General features: G+C 62.0%; 24 protein-coding genes. 3 read left to right on the forward strand and 21 right to left on the reverse strand.

What is annotated here, in order from left to right; all coding sequences use genetic code 11:
* Nucleotides 1-91: 91 nt before the first annotated feature.
* Nucleotides 92-571 (reverse strand): GNAT family N-acetyltransferase, encoded by a 480-nt coding sequence (locus NUV89_RS17390; RefSeq protein ID WP_010208407.1) that lies wholly within the window; start codon nucleotides 569-571, stop codon nucleotides 92-94.
* Nucleotides 572-755: 184 nt separating this feature from the next.
* Between NUV89_RS17390 and NUV89_RS17395 the strand changes: the two genes are divergently transcribed.
* Both NUV89_RS17395 and NUV89_RS17400 read left to right on the forward strand, forming a co-directional pair.
* Entirely contained in the window at nucleotides 756-1,958 is a 1,203-nt protein-coding gene (locus NUV89_RS17395; protein ID WP_257782286.1) for an MFS transporter, read from the forward strand.
* 34 nt (nucleotides 1,959-1,992) lie between these two features.
* Nucleotides 1,993-2,319, forward strand: a complete 327-nt coding sequence (locus NUV89_RS17400) for a hypothetical protein (protein WP_257782287.1) — start codon at nucleotides 1,993-1,995, stop codon at nucleotides 2,317-2,319.
* Nucleotides 2,320-2,388: 69 nt separating this feature from the next.
* Here the strand turns inward: NUV89_RS17400 and NUV89_RS17405 are convergent, their stop codons facing one another.
* From NUV89_RS17405 to NUV89_RS17500, 20 genes are all read right to left on the reverse strand, one after another.
* Nucleotides 2,389-3,294: a PfkB family carbohydrate kinase gene (locus NUV89_RS17405; RefSeq protein ID WP_257782288.1), complete on the reverse strand. Its 906-nt coding sequence runs from the start codon at nucleotides 3,292-3,294 to the stop codon at nucleotides 2,389-2,391.
* Nucleotides 3,287-4,753 carry a cytosine permease gene (locus NUV89_RS17410; protein ID WP_257782289.1) on the reverse strand — a complete coding sequence of 489 codons (1,467 nt, stop codon included), beginning with the start codon at nucleotides 4,751-4,753 and terminating at the stop codon, nucleotides 3,287-3,289. Before NUV89_RS17410 ends, NUV89_RS17405 begins: the two co-directional genes overlap by 8 nt.
* A gap of 172 nt (nucleotides 4,754-4,925) precedes the next feature.
* Nucleotides 4,926-5,927, reverse strand: coding sequence for an ADP-ribosylglycohydrolase family protein (locus NUV89_RS17415; RefSeq protein ID WP_257782290.1), 1,002 nt, complete (start codon nucleotides 5,925-5,927; stop codon nucleotides 4,926-4,928).
* Nucleotides 5,924-6,637 carry a GntR family transcriptional regulator gene (locus NUV89_RS17420; RefSeq protein WP_257782291.1) on the reverse strand — a complete coding sequence of 238 codons (714 nt, stop codon included), beginning with the start codon at nucleotides 6,635-6,637 and terminating at the stop codon, nucleotides 5,924-5,926. Before NUV89_RS17420 ends, NUV89_RS17415 begins: the two co-directional genes overlap by 4 nt.
* Before the next feature lie 70 nt (nucleotides 6,638-6,707).
* A complete protein-coding gene (locus NUV89_RS17425) occupies nucleotides 6,708-7,268 on the reverse strand; it encodes a DUF1285 domain-containing protein (protein ID WP_257782292.1) in 561 nt (186 codons plus the stop codon).
* A 16-nt stretch (nucleotides 7,269-7,284) separates the two neighbouring features.
* Nucleotides 7,285-7,890 (reverse strand): DUF4823 domain-containing protein, encoded by a 606-nt coding sequence (locus tag NUV89_RS17430; RefSeq protein ID WP_257782293.1) that lies wholly within the window; start codon nucleotides 7,888-7,890, stop codon nucleotides 7,285-7,287.
* A gap of 210 nt (nucleotides 7,891-8,100) precedes the next feature.
* Entirely contained in the window at nucleotides 8,101-9,069 is a 969-nt protein-coding gene (locus tag NUV89_RS17435; protein WP_257782294.1) for a GTP 3',8-cyclase MoaA, read from the reverse strand.
* Nucleotides 9,070-9,184: 115 nt separating this feature from the next.
* On the reverse strand, nucleotides 9,185-9,838 hold the full coding sequence (locus NUV89_RS17440; RefSeq protein ID WP_124526710.1) for a TetR/AcrR family transcriptional regulator: 654 nt from the start codon (nucleotides 9,836-9,838) through the stop codon (nucleotides 9,185-9,187).
* A 429-nt stretch (nucleotides 9,839-10,267) separates the two neighbouring features.
* Entirely contained in the window at nucleotides 10,268-11,053 is a 786-nt protein-coding gene (locus NUV89_RS17445; protein ID WP_257782295.1) for a TatD family hydrolase, read from the reverse strand.
* 63 nt (nucleotides 11,054-11,116) lie between these two features.
* The gene (locus NUV89_RS17450; protein WP_257782296.1) at nucleotides 11,117-12,106 is read right to left on the reverse strand and encodes a DNA polymerase III subunit delta'; all 990 of its coding nucleotides are present in this window, start codon (nucleotides 12,104-12,106) and stop codon (nucleotides 11,117-11,119) included.
* Nucleotides 12,099-12,731, reverse strand: coding sequence for a dTMP kinase (gene tmk, locus NUV89_RS17455; protein WP_257782297.1), 633 nt, complete (start codon nucleotides 12,729-12,731; stop codon nucleotides 12,099-12,101). Before tmk ends, NUV89_RS17450 begins: the two co-directional genes overlap by 8 nt.
* A gap of 19 nt (nucleotides 12,732-12,750) precedes the next feature.
* Nucleotides 12,751-13,863: an endolytic transglycosylase MltG gene (gene mltG, locus NUV89_RS17460; RefSeq protein ID WP_257782298.1), complete on the reverse strand. Its 1,113-nt coding sequence runs from the start codon at nucleotides 13,861-13,863 to the stop codon at nucleotides 12,751-12,753.
* 1 nt (nucleotide 13,864) lies between these two features.
* The gene (gene pabC / locus NUV89_RS17465; RefSeq protein WP_257782299.1) at nucleotides 13,865-14,680 is read right to left on the reverse strand and encodes an aminodeoxychorismate lyase; all 816 of its coding nucleotides are present in this window, start codon (nucleotides 14,678-14,680) and stop codon (nucleotides 13,865-13,867) included.
* Entirely contained in the window at nucleotides 14,680-15,924 is a 1,245-nt protein-coding gene (gene fabF / locus NUV89_RS17470) for a beta-ketoacyl-ACP synthase II (protein ID WP_026136914.1), read from the reverse strand. Before fabF ends, pabC begins: the two co-directional genes overlap by 1 nt.
* A gap of 125 nt (nucleotides 15,925-16,049) precedes the next feature.
* Nucleotides 16,050-16,286 carry an acyl carrier protein gene (gene acpP / locus NUV89_RS17475; RefSeq protein WP_003175607.1) on the reverse strand — a complete coding sequence of 79 codons (237 nt, stop codon included), beginning with the start codon at nucleotides 16,284-16,286 and terminating at the stop codon, nucleotides 16,050-16,052.
* A 191-nt stretch (nucleotides 16,287-16,477) separates the two neighbouring features.
* A complete protein-coding gene (gene fabG, locus NUV89_RS17480; RefSeq protein WP_017737757.1) occupies nucleotides 16,478-17,221 on the reverse strand; it encodes a 3-oxoacyl-ACP reductase FabG in 744 nt (247 codons plus the stop codon).
* A 31-nt stretch (nucleotides 17,222-17,252) separates the two neighbouring features.
* Entirely contained in the window at nucleotides 17,253-18,191 is a 939-nt protein-coding gene (gene fabD / locus NUV89_RS17485; RefSeq protein WP_105525044.1) for an ACP S-malonyltransferase, read from the reverse strand.
* Nucleotides 18,192-18,317: 126 nt separating this feature from the next.
* Nucleotides 18,318-19,328 (reverse strand): phosphate acyltransferase PlsX, encoded by a 1,011-nt coding sequence (gene plsX, locus NUV89_RS17490; RefSeq protein WP_257782300.1) that lies wholly within the window; start codon nucleotides 19,326-19,328, stop codon nucleotides 18,318-18,320.
* Between the two features lie 4 nt (nucleotides 19,329-19,332).
* A complete protein-coding gene (gene rpmF, locus NUV89_RS17495) occupies nucleotides 19,333-19,515 on the reverse strand; it encodes a 50S ribosomal protein L32 (protein ID WP_008152339.1) in 183 nt (60 codons plus the stop codon).
* A 13-nt stretch (nucleotides 19,516-19,528) separates the two neighbouring features.
* Nucleotides 19,529-20,059 carry a YceD family protein gene (locus NUV89_RS17500; RefSeq protein ID WP_071483177.1) on the reverse strand — a complete coding sequence of 177 codons (531 nt, stop codon included), beginning with the start codon at nucleotides 20,057-20,059 and terminating at the stop codon, nucleotides 19,529-19,531.
* 105 nt (nucleotides 20,060-20,164) lie between these two features.
* Between NUV89_RS17500 and NUV89_RS17505 the strand changes: the two genes are divergently transcribed.
* Nucleotides 20,165-20,743 (forward strand): nucleoside triphosphate pyrophosphatase, encoded by a 579-nt coding sequence (locus tag NUV89_RS17505; RefSeq protein ID WP_257782301.1) that lies wholly within the window; start codon nucleotides 20,165-20,167, stop codon nucleotides 20,741-20,743.
* The last annotated feature ends 82 nt before the right edge of the window (nucleotides 20,744-20,825 follow it).

A 20,825-nucleotide genomic window follows, 5' to 3' on the forward strand; every position in this document is an offset into this window, starting at 1 on the left:
GTGTCAGCCACGCATTAGTTGACTGATCCACCGCATTCGCGAGCAAGCCCGCTCCCACATTTTGATCTTCAGTGCTTTCGGGAGGGTATTTTCAACCCAGCGCAAAATCCCGCAGCGCATCGCCTTCCATGCGATAACGCACCCACTCTTCCTGCGGCTGCGCGCCAATGGACTTGTAGAAGGCAATCGCCGGTTCGTTCCAGTCCAGCACGCTCCATTCGAAACGCCCGCACCCATTGTCGAAGGCGATCTTGGCCAGGTGGCGCAGCAACTTCTTGCCCGCCCCGCCGCCGCGTTGTTCCGGGTTGATGTAGAGGTCTTCGAGGTACAGGCAGTTGCTGCCCAGCCACGTGGAATAACTGAAAAAGAACACCGCGAAACCAATCGGCAAGCCGTCACGCAAACAGATCAGGCCATGGGCAGTGGCGCCCTCGCTGAACAGGCTGCGCTCGATGTCCACCACGCTGGCGATCACTTCGTGCCGGGCCTTCTCGTACTCGGCCAGCTCAGTGATGAAAGTCAGGATCTGCGCAGCATCGCTGGGCACGGCGGGGCGAATCTCGATGGTCATGGGCGAGCCTTGGGCAATTGCAAAGCACACATACTAAGGGGGTTTGATGACTGATTGCAGTGCATTTTGATGGGCAGCGTTACTCCGTCGCCGGGTAACGCTGGCACCAGCAACCCCACAACAATCGCCCTGAGCGCGCGTGGTAAAACGTTGCGCATAACTCCAACGACTTCCAGGCCGTCCCATGCATGCCTCAACCCCGGTGAACACCAAGCTATTCGCCCTGTTTTGCCTTGCCAGTTTTTTGCTGTCGCTGTCTTACGGCTCGACCTTTTTGCTGTCGCTGCTGATCCATACACGCGGCGGTGACGAGCACGATGCCGGCAGTGTGATTTCCACGGCGATGCTCAGCACCTTTGTGGCGGTGATGATCTCCGGGCACTTGTCCGATGCCTGGGGCGCGGCCCGCACGATTGCCGGGATGGGCTTGCTGCTGGTGGTGGCCTGCCTGGGGTTTGCGCTGATGCCCGGCTTTGGCCAGGGCTTGCGGGTGTTTGGCCTGGCCTTGGGCCTGGGTTGGGGGGTGTTCTATACCTTGGGGCCGATCATCGTCGCGATGCTGGTCGCACCAGAGCAACGGGCCAAGTACTTCGCGTTGCTGTCGGGCAGCATGATGAGTGGCATCGGTGCCGGGCCATTGTTGGGGCGCGCGGCGAGTGCGTTGGGGCTGCCGCTGATTACGGCGTTCTACATCGCCGCACTGGCCAGCCTGATGGGGGTGCTGGTGTTTTGGCGCCTGAGCCGGCATCTCAAGAGAGAAGCGGCGGTGGCGAAAATCTCCTGGGCCGCCACGCGCCAGGTGCTGTCCTCCAAGGCGGCGTTCGCGATCATCATGGTCGGGCTGGGCGGTTGCGTGTTTGGCGGGTTGTCGTCGTTCCAGACCAGCTATGCGGCGGCGCACGGGTTGGACTATTCGCTGTTCTTTGGCGGCTTCCTGAGCGCGGCGATCACCAGCCGCTTGCTGATCGCCGGCTGGGTGGTCAAGCGGGATGCCTACGCGGCGGCGTGTGTGTTGTCGGGGCTGATGCTGCTGTCGGTGCTGATGTTCGGCTTCACGGTGACGGGGCCCTTCAGTTACCTGCTGGCGGCGGTCACCTTGGGCGTGGGTTACGGCCTGACGTACTCGGTAATTAACGGGCTGGTGGCCAACGAGGCGCCAGCGGGCACCACGTCCCAGGCGCTGTTGCTGTTCAGCCTTGGGTACTTTGTGGGGGTGTTCGGGTTTCCGTTGCTGGCGGGCAGGATCATCGTCGAATACGGGCTGGCGACCTTGCTGCTGACGGTCGTGGCGGTGGCGCTATGCAACTGGTCGATCACCGTGGCGCGGCTGATCTGGCGCCGTTCGTCGCCAGCCCGGCACCAACAGCCAATGGCGGCGGACCAATAGAGGGTAAGGACAATAACCCTAAGGAGACAGACTCATGAAGCATTCCCAGTTTGCTGCCCTCGCCCTCACCGGCCTGCTGTCTGCGGTTTCCCTGAGTGGTTTTGCGGCCACCTCGTCCACCGGCCCGACCAATCCGTCCACCAGCGAGACCCAGAAATCCATGGGCACCGGCATGGAGATCAACGGCGGCGCCGTCGACAACAGCAACAGTGCCGACCCGCACACCAAAGGCCAGGACACCCAGCGCCAAGCGCCCGCTGCCGTGGGCAATGGCAAGATGGGGCCGGCGGTGAATGAACCGAAGGTCAATAAAGGTGATGACTCGAACATTCCGGGGGCGCCTAAACAGCCTGCGCCTTGATACATCGCAGCCATTACGCACAACCAATTGTGGGAGCGGGCAAGCCCGCTCCCACAGTTTTATCTGTGTTCAGCCAGCCAGTAGCGCGTCGACTTCGGCAGTGCCGGGAGATGTAGCCGGGCCCCAGCGTGTCACGGCCAGGGCCGCCGCCGCATTGGCACGGCGCGCCGCTTGGGCCGGTGTCAAACCACTCGCCAACCCGGCGATAAACACGCCCGCATGGGCGTCCCCTGCGCCGTTGCTGTCCACGGCCTTCACCTTGAAGCCCGGTACATGCTCGGCATTCACCCAGCAGCCGTTCGGCCCATCCCGCACCACGCGCAATGCGCCCTCGGGCAGATGGCGTTGCAGCTCACCCAAGGCTTGCGCCAGCGTACTCGCACCGGTAAAGGCCAAGGCTTCCGGGCCATTGCTGGTCCAGATGTCGATGCGCGGCAGCAACGCCACCATCAACGGTGAATCCGCCGCCCTGACCAACGGGCCCGGGTCGAACACCACGCGGATCTCACGCGGCAGCGCCAGCAACCAATCGAGCAACGCCTGCGCCTTGCCGTCCAGCAACAGGCTGTAGCCGCTGACGTAGACGTAGTCGTCCGCACGCGGCAGCACGCCGGCCAGGTCCTCAGCGCTCAACTCGCCCTCGGCGCCGAGATGGGAAATGAACGTGCGCTCGGTGCTCGCCTCGGTCAGCGACACACACAAGCCGGTGTCCTTAGCGGCGCTGGCGGCCAGGGCCATCGCCACCCCTTCGGCCTGCATCGCCGCGCGCGCCAGGTCGCCAAAACGCCCGGTGCCATGACGCCCGAGGTACACCACCGGCAAGCCGTTGCGCTTGGCGGCGGCCATCACGTTAAAGCCGCCGCCGGCTTCAAAACTGGCAGACCGCGCCAGCACATCGCCGCCGCTGACAGGCAGGGCATCCAGGGCCATGACCAGGTCGACGATGACCTGGCCGGTGTGCAGCAATCTAGACATGGTGGCTCTCAACTAACGCCGGGCGACGATCAGCCGCGCCGCCCAATACCGCATACATCCCACCGGCCACCAGGAACGTGACGATCCAGCCCAGGCCGTTGTGGCCCAACCAGGAGTCGGACAACGGCCCGGCGAACCAGATATTTTCGGCAGTGGTGCCAATGGTGGTGAAGCTGAAGCCCAACACAATCGCCAGCGCCCACGCGCCGAACGCACGCCATTCCACGCCGCCGCGATACCAGTAGGCACTGCTGGGGCTGACGTCCAGCAAGTCCTTGGGGCTGTAGTAGTGACGGTGGATCAGATCGACCACGAAGATCCCGACCCACGCGGTAATCGGCACCGCCAGCAACGAGATGAAGGTGATGAACGGGCCATAGAAACTGTCGGCGATCAGCATGAAGTAGATGGAGCCGGCAAAGATCGCGACGATATCGACGATCACTGCGTGCACGCGCTTGACCTTCAAGCCGAGGGTCAGGGTGGTGAGGCCCGCCGAATATACCGAGAGGTTGTTGGACAGCAGCAAGCCACCGAAGGCCGTAATCAGGTACGGCACGGCCATCCAGGTCGGCAGCATGTCGCGGATCGCGATGATCGGGTCGGTGGCCGAGGCCAGGTCATTGTTGCCCACCGACAACAGGCCGCCGAGGGTGATGAGCAACACCAGCGGAATGCCGGCGCCAAACGCCGCCGACGCCACCAGGCGCACGGCCTTGACGCTGCGGTGCTGGTAACGCGACATGTCGGCGCCGGCGTTGGCCCAGCCAATCCCGGTGCCCGCCGCCATGGTGCCGACGCCGACGATCATCGCGCTGAGCGGCGCCGGGGTGGCGTTGAACACCGCACTCCAATCGATGGTGGCGCACAGGAAGCCGCCCACCAGAATATTCAGGGCGCCGAATACGTAGGTCGCCCACTTCTGGATCACCAGCAAGGTGGCGTGGCCCAGGCCGGACACCGCCAGGGTCAACAGGACAAAGATGGCGATGAACAGCAGGGTCAGCAGGGGTGCACTTTTGGCGGCGACAGGCGAACCAAACAGGATCGAACACAACGACAGCAGCACGAAGGCGGCGGTGGTGGTGTTGACGGTTTCCCAACCCAGGCGCGACATCAGCGAGACCAGCGTCGGGCCGATATTGCCGCGCACGCCGAAGATCGCCCGGGACAGCGTCAGGCTCGGCGCACGGCCCCGTCGGCCGGCGATGGAGATGATGCCCACCACGGCGAACGAACCGGCCGCGCCGAGGATCGCGACGATGATCGCCTGCCAGATGGCCAGGCCGCGAAACGCCACCAGCGTCGCCCCCAATGGCAGGCCGAGGATGCTGATATTGGCGGCGAACCAGACCCAGAATAGCTGCAGCGGATGGCCGTTGCACTCGCCTTCCGGGACCGGCTCGATGCCGCGTGTTTCCAGTTGCCCGGCGTTCTGGCCGGAAGAGGTGTTGCTCATGAAGGGATACTCCGGGTGCCGATATTGTTGTGGTTGTGGCAGATGTTCTATTCAACTCGGTCGAATGTGGGAGCGGGCTTGCTCGCGAATGCGATGTGGCAGTCAGCACATCTATTTCTGATACACCGCCTTCGCGAGCAAGCCCGCTCCCACATTTTTTGATCTGTGCCAGTCAGCGCAATTCGAGTAGACCTTGCACAAGCGGCTGCAAGTCCAAGCCATTAACCCGCTTGACCTGCTCCACCATCGCCTGCGGCCAGCACTGCATGCCCAGGCAGGCACCCAGCATGGCGCCGAGAATCGCGGCGATGGTGTCGGTGTCGCCGCCAAGGCTGGCGGCCAGGCACAGGGCTTCGAAGGCATTCATCTCGCCCACCGCCACTTGCTGGGCCAGGGCAAACGACACCACCACCGATTCCTGGGACGCGACCGAGGTGCCGATCAACTCGTAGAGCAAATCGGCAAACAATGCTTTGTCGCCACTGCCAACACTCAAGGTGCGCGCCCAGCTGATGCGGGTGGAGATGCGCCCGCCGGCGATCCAGTGGCCATGGTGCTCGGCCTGCTGGGCGACCTGGGTGCCGATGTTCAGCGCTTCGCCCAGGTCCACGCCGTTGATGCCGGCCGAGACCACGGCCGCCACGGCGGCGGCGCTGGAGATGCCCAGGCTGGTATTGTGGGTGACCTGGCACGCCTGGATTACAGCCTGGATAAAGTGCTTAGGGTCGCTGACATCGGCGGCAATCCCGACGGGCGTGATACGCATCGCCGCGCCATTGGTGGTGCCATAACGCCCGGACTCTTCCGGCGTGTGGCCGGCGAGGATCATGTCGATCGCGCGTTTGGTCGAGGGGCCGAGCAAATCCTGGGAGCCCTTGGCGCGCATCACCGCTTCCCAGTCGATCAGGCGCTGGGCGAGCACGGTGGGTTCGATGCGGCCTTGGCCTTCCACCAGCAACTCGCCCACCAGGATCGCCTGCTCGGTGTCATCGGTGATGGAACCGGCGGGCATGTTTGGCGCGATGGGTTGGTCGGTGCCGGCATCTTCCAGCGCAGTGATGGCACCGAAGCGGGCGCGCACTTGCTCGCGGCTCAAGGACTGGGTGGGCATGCCCAGAGCGTCGCCCAACGCCAGGCCGTAGAAGGCGCCGAGGGCGCGGTTGTGCGGGGTCATTTCGAACTCCCAAATTGCAGGTGCAGGCGAAAGTGCAGCGGGTCGAGCAGGCTTTCGACATATTCCATAAAGCGCTCGCGACGGTCGTAGGTGGTGCGCGAGGCCTTGAGAAACACGCTGCCGGCCGGGCGCCCGAGCAATTCGGCGTCTTCGGCGCTGAGGGGCTCGGCGCCGATCCATTGGTCACCCTCGGCGCCCACATAGCCGTAGGCCGCCAGGGTGATGGTCAGGGAGTTTTCGATCAGGCCGACGGTTGGCAGGCTTTCCAAACCGCCGGACGCCGGCATCAGCGAGCGCTCCAGGGACACGGCGGTGCCGTCGGTGGTGTAGCGCAGGCGGTCGAGGGCAATGAATTGGTCGCTGCCGAAACGGCTGAGCAGATCCGGCCGGGTCACGGCTTCGAGGCGCAGGATGTCGGTGTTGACCCGCGCGCCCGTGTCCGCCAGGGCCTGGGCCCACCCACTGCGCTGGTCGAGCACCATGCCGTCAAAGGTGACGATGGAGCCGACGCCGCTCTGGGTGGCGATGTAGTTGCGGCGTTTGAGTTCGGCGAGGGCTTCGCGCAAGGTGCCGCGACTGACCGAAAATTCTTCGGCCAGTTGATGCTCACCCGGCAACAGGAAACCGTCGACCATCACCCCACCTTCGATTCGGCGGATCAGTTCGTCGACGACGCGTTTTTTTTTATCAAATCGGACATGTCTAATCATGTACAAATTGATAACCGAAAGCCGCCGTTGGCAGCAAGCGAATTATTTCATGGAGCTGAAAAAACCGGCCTCAGGGTTCCAGGCCAATGGGGAAAAACACCCCGCCACTCCACACGCCCAGCCAGTTTTGACCGTTGATCGGACGGCTCACCGCGAGTTCCACCAATTGGTAGAACACGTTGCGATGCACGAGGGCTTCGAGGTTGGTGCGCACCCGCAGATACGGCGAAGGCTCCTCGGTGAGCGGGTCGATGACCACACGCAGCGGATGCTCCACGCCGGCTTCGATCGTCTCGTCGACATTGCTGGTAAAGCGCAGCACCTGGCTTTCGCCCTGCCCTTCGACCTCCAGGGTCAGCGCGACGAACGGCGCATCTTCGACGCTGATGCCGACTTTTTCCACGGGGGTAATCAGGAAGTAATCATCGCCATCGCGGCGGATGATGTTGGAGAACAGCTTGACCATCGGCTTACGCCCGATCGGCGTGCCCTGGTAGAACCAGGTGCCATCGCGGGCGATGCGCATGTCGATATGGCCGCAGAACTCCGGGTTCCACAGGTGTACCGGCGCCGGCCCCTTGCCCTTGGGCAGTTGGGCCAACAGATCGTTGGCCTTGGCGGAATCGGTCATGGGCATCTCCTGTGTCTTACTGATCGCTCATGCCCAGCAGGCCACGGGCGTATTTGGCCAGGGGGCGGGCGATCAGGTCTTCTGGCTTGTTGTCGTGGAACGTCAGTAAACCGCCACGGCTGCGAATGCGTGCAGTATCAATCAAATACTGGGTGCTGGTCTCGATCAACATGATCTGGATGACGCCGCTGTCGAGGCCGACGCGGTCGAGGGCTTCCTGGTCGGCCCACTCGTCGGCGTTGCCGATGCGGTCATCGGCCTTGGCGAAACGGCAGTACAGCAGGTAATGGGCGCCGGCGGCACGGGCTTCGGCCATTGCCTGCTCCAGGCCTTCCGGCTGGCGGGCGCGGCGCACCATGGGGAAATATTCGATGAAGCCGTTGAAGGCTTCTTCGGCCACCACGTTGGGGCGCGGATAGGCGCTGCCGGGCGGCACGAAGGCGCCCTGGGCGATAAAGATAAAGGAGTCCGGTTGCACGCGGATCGAGTTGGTACGACGGGTATCGCTGTGGTCCAGCAAGCCGGCGTCGCTCATCTGATAGCGGGTGCCTTCGGCCATATCGCTGACGGTCATGCAACCACTCAGCGTCAATGACGCCAGCAACAAAACCAGACTTCGCATCCTAATCCTCCAGAAGCCGGTGACGGAAAACCGGCGAATGGGCGTGAGATGCAGGTTTTGCGCCACTTGAGCACACCACAAATCAAATGTGGGAGCGGGCTTGTGTGGGAGCGGCGGTGCGACGATTCGACTTGCTCGCGAAAGCGGTGTGTCAGTCAGCACATCTGTTTCTGACACACCGCTTTCGCGAGCAAGCCCACTCCCACAGGGTCAGCCGCCGATGATCTTCATGATCGTCGCACCGCCCGAGAACGCTACTTCCTGCTTGTCGCCCAGGGCCTTCATCAGCAACCCTTGCAACGCCGGCAATGCCTGGTGGCGCGGCTTGTCCAGCAGGTCGCCGACGTAGTGGCGGTTGCTCGACGACAGGCAGCCATGCAGCCAGCCGGTAGACGACAGCCGCAAGCGCGAGCATGTCCGGCAGAACGGCACGCTTTCATTGGCGATCACGCCGAAATAGCCTTTGCCGGGGATTTCATAACGCACGGCGGTGGCGTCCACCGGGGCATTGGCTTGCAGGTATTCGTGGCGCTCGCCAATCAGGCTGAGCAATTGCTGCAAACTGACGAATTGCTGCAAGAACGCATTGGAGTCCTTGGCCAAGTGGCCCATGCGCATCAATTCGATAAAGCGCAGCTCGTAGCCACGCTCCAGGCAGTAGTCGAGCAACGGCATCACCTGGTCCAGGTTCTGGCCGCGCAATGGCACCATGTTGACCTTGATCTTGATCCCGGCAGCGCGGGCCTGGTCCATGCCGTCGAGCACGGTGGCGAGGTCGCCGCCACGGGCAATGCTGCGGAAGGCGGCGGCGTCCAGGGTGTCGAGGGAGACGTTGATGCGCTGGATGCCGGCATCCACCAGCAGCGGCAGTTTGCGCGCCAGTAACTGGCCGTTGGTGGTCAGGCTGATATCACTGAGGCCCATCTGCCCCACCGCGCCCATGAAGGCTTCCAGCTTGGGGCTGACCAGCGGCTCGCCGCCGGTGATGCGCAGGCGGTCGATGCCTGCTGCTTCGATCAGGTACTCGACACCCCGTGCCATGGCCTCGGCCGAGAGTTCGTCCTGGGCAGCCACCAGCCGCTTGCCGTTGGGCACGCAGTAGGTACACGCATAATTGCAGGCTGAGGTCAGGCTGATCCGCAAATTGCGAAAACGCCTGCCTTGACGATCAACGATCATGGATCACTCCGGCAGAGGATGATTCGGGCGCGCTAAAAGCTGACTGATAAATCAGCTTTTAGCAAGAGTCCTTGCCTGAGTATATTCCTGGGGTACTGCGTCTGGCAGTAAATCCTTACGCAGCCGGCGGTTCAGCCGGTGGCAATTCGCTGCTGTGCTTGCGCTTGTTGCCCATGCGCACGCCGATGTCCATCAGGAACTGGAAGAAACCTTCCTGATCTTCCAGCACATTGCTCCAGAACGGCGAGTGATACAGCGCCACCGCGCCGTGCACCAACGCCCAGGCGGCACAGTAGTGGAAATACGGCGGCACGTCTTCCAGCTTGCCTTCGCTGATGCGGCCCTTGATCAGCAGGGTCAGGCGTTCGAAATTCGAGGCACGGATCTTGTGCAGTTCCTCGACCATTTCCGGCACCTGATGGCCCTTGACCACCTTCTCTTCCAGGCGGTCGAACAGGCGGTAGCGCTGGGGGTCACGCATGCGGAATTCGAAGTAGGCGCGGGACAGGGCTTCCTTGTCCTTGTCCACATCGGCCGAATGCAGCAGCTCGTTCAAATCGCGCTCGTAGTCGAGCATCAGGCGCAGGTAGATCTCGGCCTTGGACTTGAAGTGCTTGTAGATCGTGCCTTTGCCGATACCCACGGCATCCGCGATCATCTCGACGGTGACGCTGTCTTCACCTTGTTCGAGAAACAACTTGAGCGCGGTGTCGAGAATTTCCTGCTCACGGCGGCGAAACTCACGGACCTTACGGGGTTCTTTGTGCATGAGAAAGAGGTCTGCAAAGGTGACTGTGGGGAGGGTTGCGCAGGGCCACGAACACGTGGCGATACGATTTACCCGGTGCGAGGGATTATCCCGACTGAACGGTCGTTGGGCAACGCCTATGTGAACCCGCCACGCACTTAAGTTTCAGCGTGCCAACGATTTCATCGTTTGCGGTCAGAAATAACACGCAACAACGGCACCTGTGCGCCTGGTTAATGAGAACTCAAGCGAAGCGCGTGTATTCCAAATCTGTTTAAAAAACGACCAGTCGCGACTGGACTGAATCAGATACTGATCAATACTTGAACTGTCGGCGCGGCATCTCCCCCAAGTGACGCGCTGACCCTGGGTACCGACGGACTGCGTGCCCTGTTTTACTCCTAATGGTCTTAGCCCGGATTCACCCCCCAGAACCCGGGTTTTTTTTGCCTACGATTTGACGTGGGCCAGCGGGAACAGGCGCTTGAAGTTCGCGGTCGTCTGTTCGGCAAAGCGTTCGACAGACTCACCACGCAGCATCGCCAGGTAATCCGCCACATCCCGTACGTACTCCGGCAGGTTCGGCTTGCCGCGATGGGGGATGGGCGCCAGGTATGGCGAGTCGGTTTCCACCAGCAGGCGGTCGGCCGGCACTTGGCGCGCCACGTCACGCAGGGCGTCGGCATTGCGGAAGGTGACGATCCCCGACAGGGAAATGTAGAACCCCAGGTCCAGGGCTGCCTTGGCCATGTCCCAGTCTTCGGTGAAGCAATGCAGCACGCCCGCCTGGGGCAGCGCGGCTTCGCGCAGCAGGGCCAGGGTGTCGGCGCGGGCGCCACGGGTGTGGACGATCACCGGCTTGCCGGTCTGCTGGGCGGCTTGCAGGTGCAGGCGGAACGAGGCCTGCTGCAACTCGGCGGCTTCGGGCTCGTAGTGGTAGTCCAGGCCGGTTTCGCCAATCGCCACCACGCGCGGGTGGTTGAGTTCACCCAGCAACCAGTCGAGGGCCGGGGCTTCGCCGGGCTTGAGGTCCAGCGGGTGGATGCCCACCGAGCAATCGACATCGGCATAACGCTCGGCCAGGGCTTTGACGTCGGCAGCGTTGTCGGCGCTGACGCCGATGCACAGGAAGTGCCCTACCCCGCGCTGGCGCGCCGCTTCAAGGGCGGCGTCAAGGGAGCCGCCGTGCTGGGCGAGGTCGAGACGGTCGAGGTGGCAATGGGAATCTACGAGCATAGGTAGTTACGACTTAAATCACAGAGAGTGTCTGGCCGACAATACACCTGTCGGCCACGGAAATTAACGGCGGCCGAGCAGGCCCACCCACTGCACCAGCAGCGCTTCGAGCAACAGCACGCGGTTGAGGTTGGCCTTGCCGAGGACTTTCTGGCGCTGGACCAGAATCCAGTCCTGAATGTTGAGCACCTTGTCCTGGGCGCTTTTCTGCGCGAGGTACTGCACGACTTTGCGCATGTCCGGCAGGCCCAGGCCATGTTCATCCTGGGTCAACTGGTAGCGCAGGATCAGGCTCGACCAGTCGCAAAACCAGTCGAACAGCAGCAACAGCGGAATATCCTTCCAGGCCGTTTCGGCCAGTTGGGTGGCGGACAGTTCCTGCTTGAGCAGTTTCTTCACGCCATCCACCACCAGCGCGCGTTGCTCGCGCACGCCTTGGGCCTGCAATTTCACGGCGGCCAGCGGCGAACCGGCGGCCAGGGTCAGTAATTCGCCACGCTCGTCTGCGCTGCATTCCGGCAACGCCTGCGCCAGCCACTCAAGGCTCATGGCCTCGCTCGGCAACGGACAGGCCTGCTGTACACAACGGCTGCGAATCGTCGGCAGCAGGCGGCTGGACTGGTGGCTCACCAGCAACAACACCGTATCGCCGGACGGCTCTTCCAGACTCTTGAGCAAGGCGTTGGCGGCGTTGATGTTCATCGCCTCCACCGGCTCGATCAACACCACTTTGCGCCCGCCCATCTGCGCGGTCTGCACCACGAAGCTGACGAGGTCGCGGACCTGATCGACCTTGATCGCCTTGTCGGCTTCCTCGGGTTCCAGCAGGTAATTGTCCGGGTGGCTGCCCGCCTTGAGCAGCAGGCAGGATTTGCACTCACCGCAGGCTTCCAGGTTGACCGGACGCTGGCACAACAGGCTGGCCATCAGGCGTTCGGCGAGTGCACGTTTGCCGATGCCAATCGGCCCATGCAACAGATAGGCGTGGGCATGCTGGGCACGCCCCGCCAATTGCTGCCAGAGACTGTCCTGCCACGGGTAGGCTTCAGCCACGGGCGCGCTCCAGCAGGGTCGGCAACAAGGCATCGATCGCCTGTTGCACCTGGGTCAGCGGCTGGGCGGCATCCAACAGGTAATAACGCGCGGGCTCGGCCTTGGCGCGGGCAAGGAACGCACTGCGCACGGCGTCAAAGAAGGCGCGGCCTTCCAGTTCGAAGCGGTCCAGGCGACCACGGGCACTGGCGCGGGCCAGGCCGACTTCCACCGGCAGGTCGAACACCAGGGTCAGGTCGGGACGCAGGTCGCCCTGCACGAAGGTTTCCAGCGTGCCGATGCGTTCCAGGGACAAGCCCCGACCGCCACCCTGGTAGGCATAGGTGGAGTCGGTGAAACGGTCGCAAATCACCACCGCACCACGGGCCAGTGCCGGGCGGATCACTTCGGCCAGGTGCTGGGCGCGGGCGGCGAACACCAGCAGCAGCTCGGTGTCCGGGTTCATCGGCTCGTCACCCGGGGCCAGCAGCACTTCGCGGATGCGCTCGGCCAGCGGCGTACCGCCGGGCTCACGGGTCAACACCACCTCGATACCGTCAGCGCGCAAACGCTCGGCCAGGTAATCGCGGTTGGTGCTTTTGCCGGCGCCTTCGGGGCCTTCCAGGGTAATAAACAAGCCAGTCACAGGCAGTCCTTAGTCAGAGTCATTGCGGGCTTTGCGGCTCGGCGGGCGTGTCGGGGGGCGTATCAGCCGGAGGTGTTGCCTCTTGCGCCGGTTTTGCCACGGGCGCCGGGCTGGAGCGGTAATCGGCGCGGCGCTTGAGTTGGAACTCACGCACGGCGGCATTATGGGCATCCAGGTCATCGGAGAAAATATGGCTGCCATCGCCACGGGCGACAAAATACAGGCTGCTGCCCGGCACCGGGTTCAGCGCGGCATGGATCGCCTCGCGGCCGACCATGGCGATCGGCGTCGGCGGCAGGCCGGCAATCATGTAGGTGTTGTAGGGGTTGGCTTCCTTGAGGTGGGCGCGGGTCAACTTGCCGTTGTAGCGCTCGCCGAGGCCGTAGATCACCGTTGGATCGGTCTGCAGCAGCATGCCGATCTTCAGGCGGCGCACAAACACGCCGGCGATCTGGCCGCGCTCTTCCGGCACACCGGTTTCCTTCTCGACCAGCGATGCCATGATGAGTGCTTGATAGGGATCGGTGTATGGCGCATCTGGAGCACGCTTGCTCCACTCCTGGGCGAGGACATCCTCGAGGCGGTTGTAGGCTTTTTTCAGGAACTCGACGTCAGTCATGCCGCGTACGAAGCGGTAGGTGTCGGGGAAGAAGCGCCCTTCAGGGAACACGCCGGGGTGGCCGAGTTTTTCCATGACTTCGCTGTCAGTCAGGCCCGACAGGGTTTGTACGATCTTTTCATGCTTGGCCAGGGCCGCGCGCACCTGGCGGAAATTCCAGCCTTCCACCAACGTGAGGCTGTATTGCACCACTTCGCCACGTTGCCACAGGCCGATCAAGCCTTGCGCCGTCATGCCGGGGGTCATGCGGTATTCGCCGCTGTGCAGGGGCTGGCCGTCAAGGTTGAAGCGCCAGTACAGGCGCAGCCAAAACGCGCCGTCGAGCACGCCGTCGGCTTCCAGGCGATTGAAGGTGCCGGTGGGAGTGGCCCCGGCCGGTACGTCGAGCAATTGCTCCTGGGTCAGGTTCAGGGGCTGCTTGAGGGCAGCGTCGTATTTCCAGGCGCCGTAGCCCAACAGCAATGCCGCCGAGCACACACCGACCAGCAGCAGTACAACCAGTTTTCGTATCAACTCAAATATCCAATAGCGCGCGAACAATGCCCTGCAGTTTACGGGTGAGCGGCCCAACCGGCCAGCTCATCGCAGCGCAGCCGTGCACCGGCCAAATGCCATAAACGCTGTTGCAGACAAACACTTCCTCGGCCTGTTGCAACTGCTCAAGGCTGATGTCGGCCACGGCCACCGGGACGCCCAGGGTTTGCGCCTGGGCCAGGATTTCGGCGCGCATGACGCCGGCAACCCCGCAACGCTTCAGATCGGCGGTTAGTAACAAGCCGTTGCACACCAGGAACAGGTTGCTGAATACGCCTTCGATGACGCGCCCGGACACATCCAGCATCAAGCCTTCGGCGTGCTCGGCATCCTGCCATTCGCTGCGGGCGATCACTTGTTCCAGGCGATTGAGGTGCTTGAGGCCGGCCAGCAAGGGTTGCTCGGCCAAGCGGGTGGCACACGGAAACAGGCGGATGCCGTCAGTTCCATGGGCGGGGGGATAGGTTGCGGGCGGACTGCCCTGCAAGATACGGCGCACCGGGGCGCCGGCGTTGATGCCATAACCGCGCAGGCTGTCGCCACGGGTGAGGATCAACTTGAGCACGCCATCGCCTAGGACGGCGGCATAGGCCAGCACTTCGCTGCGGATCAACCTGTGATCCGCAACCAAAGCGAGGCGCCTGCAGCCGTCATCGAGACGTTGCAGGTGACGGTCGAGCAGCACAGGCTGCCCGGCCTTGACCGCGATGGTCTCGAACAGCCCATCACCATAGGCCAGGCCGCGATCTTTCAGGGGCACGGTGGCCGCTGGCTGACCGTCGACCCAGCTGTCCATCACTCGGCGAACCGGCGGAACACCAGGGAACCGTTGGTGCCACCAAAGCCGAACGAGTTGGAAATCGTCACGTCGATCGGCATCGGCTGCGCTTCGTGCGGCACGAAGTTCAGGTCGCAACCTTCGTCCGGCTCATCCAGGTTGATGGTCGGCGGAGCGACCTGGTCCTTGATGGCCATGACGCTGAAGATCGCTTCGACGGCGCCCGCCGCGCCCAACAGGTGACCGGTCATGGACTTGGTGGAACTGACCGCCAGCTTGTAGGCGTGCTCGCCGAACACCGACTTGATGGCTTCGGCTTCCGCCAGGTCGCCCGTCGGGGTCGAGGTGCCGTGGGCGTTGATGTACTGCACCTGGTCCGCATTGATCTTCGCATCGCGCAGGGCGTTGGTGATGCAACGTGCAGCACCGGCACCGTCGGACGGTGGCGAGGTCATGTGGTAGGCGTCACCGCTCATGCCAAAGCCGATCAGCTCGGCGTAGATGGTGGCACCGCGCGCCTTGGCGTGTTCCAACTCTTCCAGCACCAGGGCACCGGCGCCGTCGGACAGCACGAAGCCGTCACGGCCCTTGTCCCACGGGCGGCTGGCTCGGGTCGGCTCGTCGTTGCGGGTGGACAGCGCACGGGACGCGCCAAAGCCGCCCATGCCGAGGCCGCAAGCAGCCATTTCAGCGCCACCGGCAATCATCACGTCCGCTTCGTCATAGGCGATGTTGCGCGCCGCCATGCCGATGCAATGCGTACCCGTGGTGCACGCCGTGGCAATCGCGTAGTTAGGCCCCTGTGCACCCAGGTGGATGGACAGGAAACCGGAAATCATATTGATGATCGAGCCCGGCACGAAGAACGGTGAAATTCGACGGGGGCCAGTATCGTGCAGGATGCGGCTGGTTTCTTCGATATTGGTCAGACCACCAATACCCGAGCCCATGGCCACGCCAATGCGGTCACGGTTGGCGTCGGTGACTTCCAGGCCGGCGTTACGCACTGCCTGAAAACCGGCTGCCAGGCCGTACTGAATGAACAGGTCGAGCTTGCGGGACTCTTTGACCGAGAGATATTCCTCGACATTGAAACCCTTTACCGAGCCGCCAAAACGGGTGGAATAGGCAGAAAGGTCCGTGTGTTCAATCAGACCAATACCACTGCGGCCAGCCAGAATGCCCTGCCAACTGCTCGGCACATCCGTACCCAGTGGCGACAACATACCCATACCGGTGACTACGACGCGTCTACGCGACACAGCACTCTCCTTTTTCTAATGACGACACTTCGCTTCAGAACCACTTTTCGCCCGAGCTAAAGAAAAAACCGCACGCTGTAACAGCAGTGCGGTTTTTCCCAACAGCAAGCGACGACTAAAAACTATTACGCCTGATGGCTGGTAACGTAGTCGATAGCAGCTTGAACAGTAGTGATTTTTTCAGCTTCTTCGTCCGGGATTTCGGTCTCGAATTCCTCTTCCAGAGCCATCACCAGCTCAACGGTGTCAAGGGAATCGGCACCCAGGTCTTCTACGAAGGAAGCAGTGTTGACCACTTCTTCTTCTTTAACGCCCAGTTGCTCGGCAACGATTTTCTTGACGCGCTCTTCGATGGTGCTCATACCTTGTTTAACTCCTAATGGACAAATTCAGGCAGCTGGCCAGTGGGTAAGTGTATAGAAAGCCTTTTCAGCTTTTCAACTGAAAGCTTCACCACGTACCCGGTCGGCCACCCGCCTCTAAATTAAGTTGCAGCTTTATAACGGATTTTAGACAGCTCGTATGACATTTTTTTGAAGCGATCCGTCACAATTTAACTCATGTACATCCCGCCGTTCACCGGGATTGTAGCCCCAGTCACGTATGCCGCACCGTCGGATGCCAGGAAAGACACCACATTCGCGATCTCTTGAGCCTGGCCCAGACGGCCCAGCGGAATCTGCGTCAGCAAGGCTTCACGCTGTGCTTCCGGCAGTTCGCGGGTCATATCGGTATCGATGAACCCAGGGGCCACCGAGTTGACCGTAATCGACCGCGAACCGACTTCACGTGCCAATGCACGGCTGAAACCTTCCAGACCGGCCTTGGCGGACGCGTAGTTTACTTGGCCTGCGTTGCCCATGGCACCCACTACGGAGCCAATATTGATAATTCGGCCCCAACGCGCCTTGGTCATACCGCGCAGAACGCCCTTGGACAGGCGAAACAGACTGTTCAAGTTGGTGTCGACCACGTCGTACCACTCGTCGTCTTTCATGCGCATCATCAGGTTGTCGCGGGTAATACCGGCGTTGTTGACCAGAATAGCCGGCGCGCCGAACTGTGCAGTGATCTGGGCCAATACAGCCGCCACGGATTCATCGCTGGTCACGTTCAGTTCAAGGCCAGTGCCTTGCACGCCGTTTTCCTTCAGGGTCGCGGCGATACGCTCGGCGCCCGAGGCGGAAGTGGCGGTGCCGATCACAACGGCGCCCTGACGGCCCAGTTCCAGGGCAATCGCCTGGCCAATGCCACGGCTGGCGCCGGTAACCAGTGCAACTTTACCTTGCAGACTCATGCAGGCTTCTCCCAAGTTCGTAAATAAAGGCTCAGGCCAGTGCTGCACGAGCGGCAGCGAAGGCATCCGGGGTATTGAGGTTGGCAGTCGACACGCCATCGGCGCAACGCTTGTTCAGGCCAGCCAGGACTTTGCCCGGGCCGCACTCGACCAGCTCGGTAGCGCCATTGGCAGCCAAGGTCTGCACCGACTCTACCCAGCGCACTGGCTTGTAGAGTTGCTCCAGCAGGTCGCGCTTAAGGGTGTCGAGATCAGCGGCCACAGCCGCGCTGACGTTCTGCACCAGCGGGATCTGCGGCGCCTGCCAGTTGATGGCGGCGATGGACTCGGCAAAACGCTCGGCCGCCGGGCGCATCAGCTCGCAGTGGGACGGCACGCTGACCGGCAACGGCAGGGCGCGCTTGGCGCCACGGGCCTTGCAGCCTTCAATGGCACGCTCGACCGCGGCCTTGGCACCGGCGATCACCACCTGGCCAGGCGAGTTGAAGTTCACCGCGCTGACCACGTCGCCCTGGGCCGCTTCGGCACAGGCTTCGATCACCACGGCGTCGTCCAGGCCCAGGATAGCGGCCATGCCGCCCTGCCCGGCCGGAACGGCTTCTTGCATCAACTGGCCGCGACGCTCGACCAGCTTGACCGCTTCCGCGAGGGTCAGGCTGCCCGCCGCCACCAGGGCGCTGTATTCGCCCAGGCTGTGACCGGCAACAAATGCCGGACGCGCGCCGCCCTCTGCCAGCCACAAGCGCCACAGGGCGATCGAAGCAGTCAGGATGGCTGGCTGGGTTTTATCGGTTTGATTCAGTTGCTCTTCCGGCCCTTGCTGGGTCAGCGCCCACAGGTCGTAACCCAGGGCGTCGGAAGCTTCCTTGAAGGTATCCAGGATCAGCGGGTATTGCGCGCCCAGCTCGGCCAACATGCCGAGGGACTGCGAACCCTGCCCTGGAAAGACGAATGCGAGGGATGTAGACATGTAACAAGCCCCTAATGATCTGGTCGTCAAAAATGAACGCGCCTACGGTGGGAGCGCACGAAACTGACAAATTGGATGGTCAATTGAACTGGCCGGTCACATTTAAGCATTTTCGGGCCGATTCGCCTAAGGCAACAGGTCCCCGAGACGGCCGTGCAAGCGTTGCGGCAGGTTTTCCTGGATCTCGATCACGGCCCGCGCAATGGCACTTTGAAAGCCTTCCACACCCGCCGAGCCGTGGCTTTTCACCACGATGCCCTGCAAGCCGAGAAAGCTCGCACCATTATGCCGTGCCGGCGCCAGGTCAGCCTGCAAACGACGCATCAATGGCAGCGCCAGAGCGCCCACCACGCGTGAAGCGAAGTTCTGCTTGAACAGCGCTTCAATGCGCGTGGCGATCATCGTCGCCAGGCCTTCACTGGATTTAAGCAGGATATTGCCGACAAAACCGTCGCACACCACCACATCCGCTTCGCCACGGTACAAACCGTCGCCCTCGACAAAGCCGATGTAATTCAAGCCGCGCGCGCCCTGCAACAACGTGGCAGCGAGCTTGACCTGCTGGTTACCCTTGATGTCTTCGGTGCCGATATTCAGCAATGCCACCCGCGGCCGGGCCACGCCCAGTGCTTCGGCGGCCACCGAGCCCATCACCGCGAACTGGAACAGATGCTCGGCACTGCAATCGACGTTCGCGCCCAGGTCCAGCAACTGGCAATAGCCTTTTTGCGTCGGAATCGCCGCGACCATCGCCGGCCGATCAATACCCGGCAACGTCTTGAGCACATACCGCGACAACGCCATCAACGCCCCGGTATTGCCGGCGCTGACACAGGCTTGCACCTTGCCATCACGCAACAGCTCCAGGGCCACCCGCATTGAAGAGTCAGGCTTGCCACGCAGGGCAGCCGCCGGTTTTTCATCCATGGTGATGGTTTCACTGGCTGGCGTAATCGTCAGGCGCGCGCGATCCACCGCCGGATGGCTGGCAATCAGGTCTTCAAGTAGGGAGGGTTGACCGACGAGGGTCAGGTGCAGCGAGGGCGTTGCAGACAGGCTGGCAATGCAGGCCTGAACAATGCTGCGGGGACCGAAGTCCCCGCCCATTGCGTCTATCGCGATGACTAGAGCAGACAAGTGATTACTCGTCAGCGCCCTTGTCGATCACTTTACGACCACGGTATACGCCTTCTGGCGATACGTGGTGACGCAGGTGAATTTCACCGGTGGTTTTTTCTACAGACAGAGTGCTCGCCGTCAGGGCGTCGTGCGAACGACGCATGTCACGGGCAGAGCGGGATTTTTTGTTCTGCTGAACAGCCATAATTGATTAACTCCTAAACGTTTGGGTCACGCTTTAACTGCGCCAATACACTGAACGGGTTGGACCGCGTTACCTCGTCCTCGCTCGGTTCGAGCTCGTCATCGAGCCCCTCCGGCTGCTGGCATTCTTCCGGATGATGAGCAGGCACAATGGGCAAGGCGAGCAGAAGCTCCTCCTCGATCAGTGCATGCAGATCCAATGGATCTTCGCCCAGTTCCAGCACGTCATAACCTTTCGGTAACGACTGGGTATTCGCACCCTCCTTCACCACAGCGTAACTGCATTCGCTGTGAATCGGCAGGGTGACCAGCTCAAGACAACGCTGGCAAACCATTTTGACCTCGGTGTCGATAAAGCTGTGAATTACCACAGACTTACGTTCATCTCGTTCAAAAACGAATTTCGCCTGCACCGTACCGACAGTGTCGGAAAGCGGGTCGCAGAGTCTCTCCAAATCGGCCAGCAGCAATTCACCTTGAAGGGAAGTGCCACGATCTGCCAATTTGCGCGGGTCAACGTGAGGTGGAATCGGGTCATTCAACATAGGCGCAGCATTATAGGGATGCACCCAGCCATGTCAAAGGAAATTCAGCCCTGTCCGTCACCTGGACTCCTCGCTAGAATCCGCGACTGCCTTGAGGAGACGCCCATGCTGCCTTTATTACTCGCTTCCAGCTCGGTTTATCGCCGGGAATTGCTCGGCCGCCTGCACTTGCCGTTCATCTGCAGCTCGCCGGATATTGACGAAAGCCATCGCGCCAATGAGTCCGCCATTGAACTGGTCAAACGCCTCGCCGAAGAAAAGGCCCGCGCGCTTGCCGCCGCTCACCCAGGGCATTTGATCATTGGCTCCGACCAGGTGGCCGCGCTCGATGGACGAATCATCGGCAAGCCGCACACCTTCGAGAACGCCCGTGAACAGTTACTGGCCGCCAGCGGCAAGCGCGTGAGCTTCCTGACCGGCCTGGCCCTGCTCAACAGCGAAACGGGGCACTGCCAGGTGGACTGCGTGCCGTTTACGGTGCAGATGCGCGTACTGGACGCTGAGAGGATCGAGCGTTACCTGCGGATCGAGCAGCCGTATGACTGTGCGGGCAGCTTCAAGGCTGAAGGGTTGGGGGTGAGTCTGTTCCAAAGTACGGAAGGGCCGGATGCGACTAGCTTGATCGGGCTGCCACTGATTCGCTTGGTAGACATGCTGCTGGCCGAAGGCGTACAGATCCCTTAAACACACCGCAAAGCAAATGTGGGAGCGGGCTTGCTCGCGAATGCAGTGGGCCAGTCAATACATCAGGCGACTGAAACACCGC

It is taken from the genome of Pseudomonas sp. 18.1.10 (assembly GCF_024655625.1).
In the GTDB taxonomy this organism is placed as follows: domain Bacteria; phylum Pseudomonadota; class Gammaproteobacteria; order Pseudomonadales; family Pseudomonadaceae; genus Aquipseudomonas.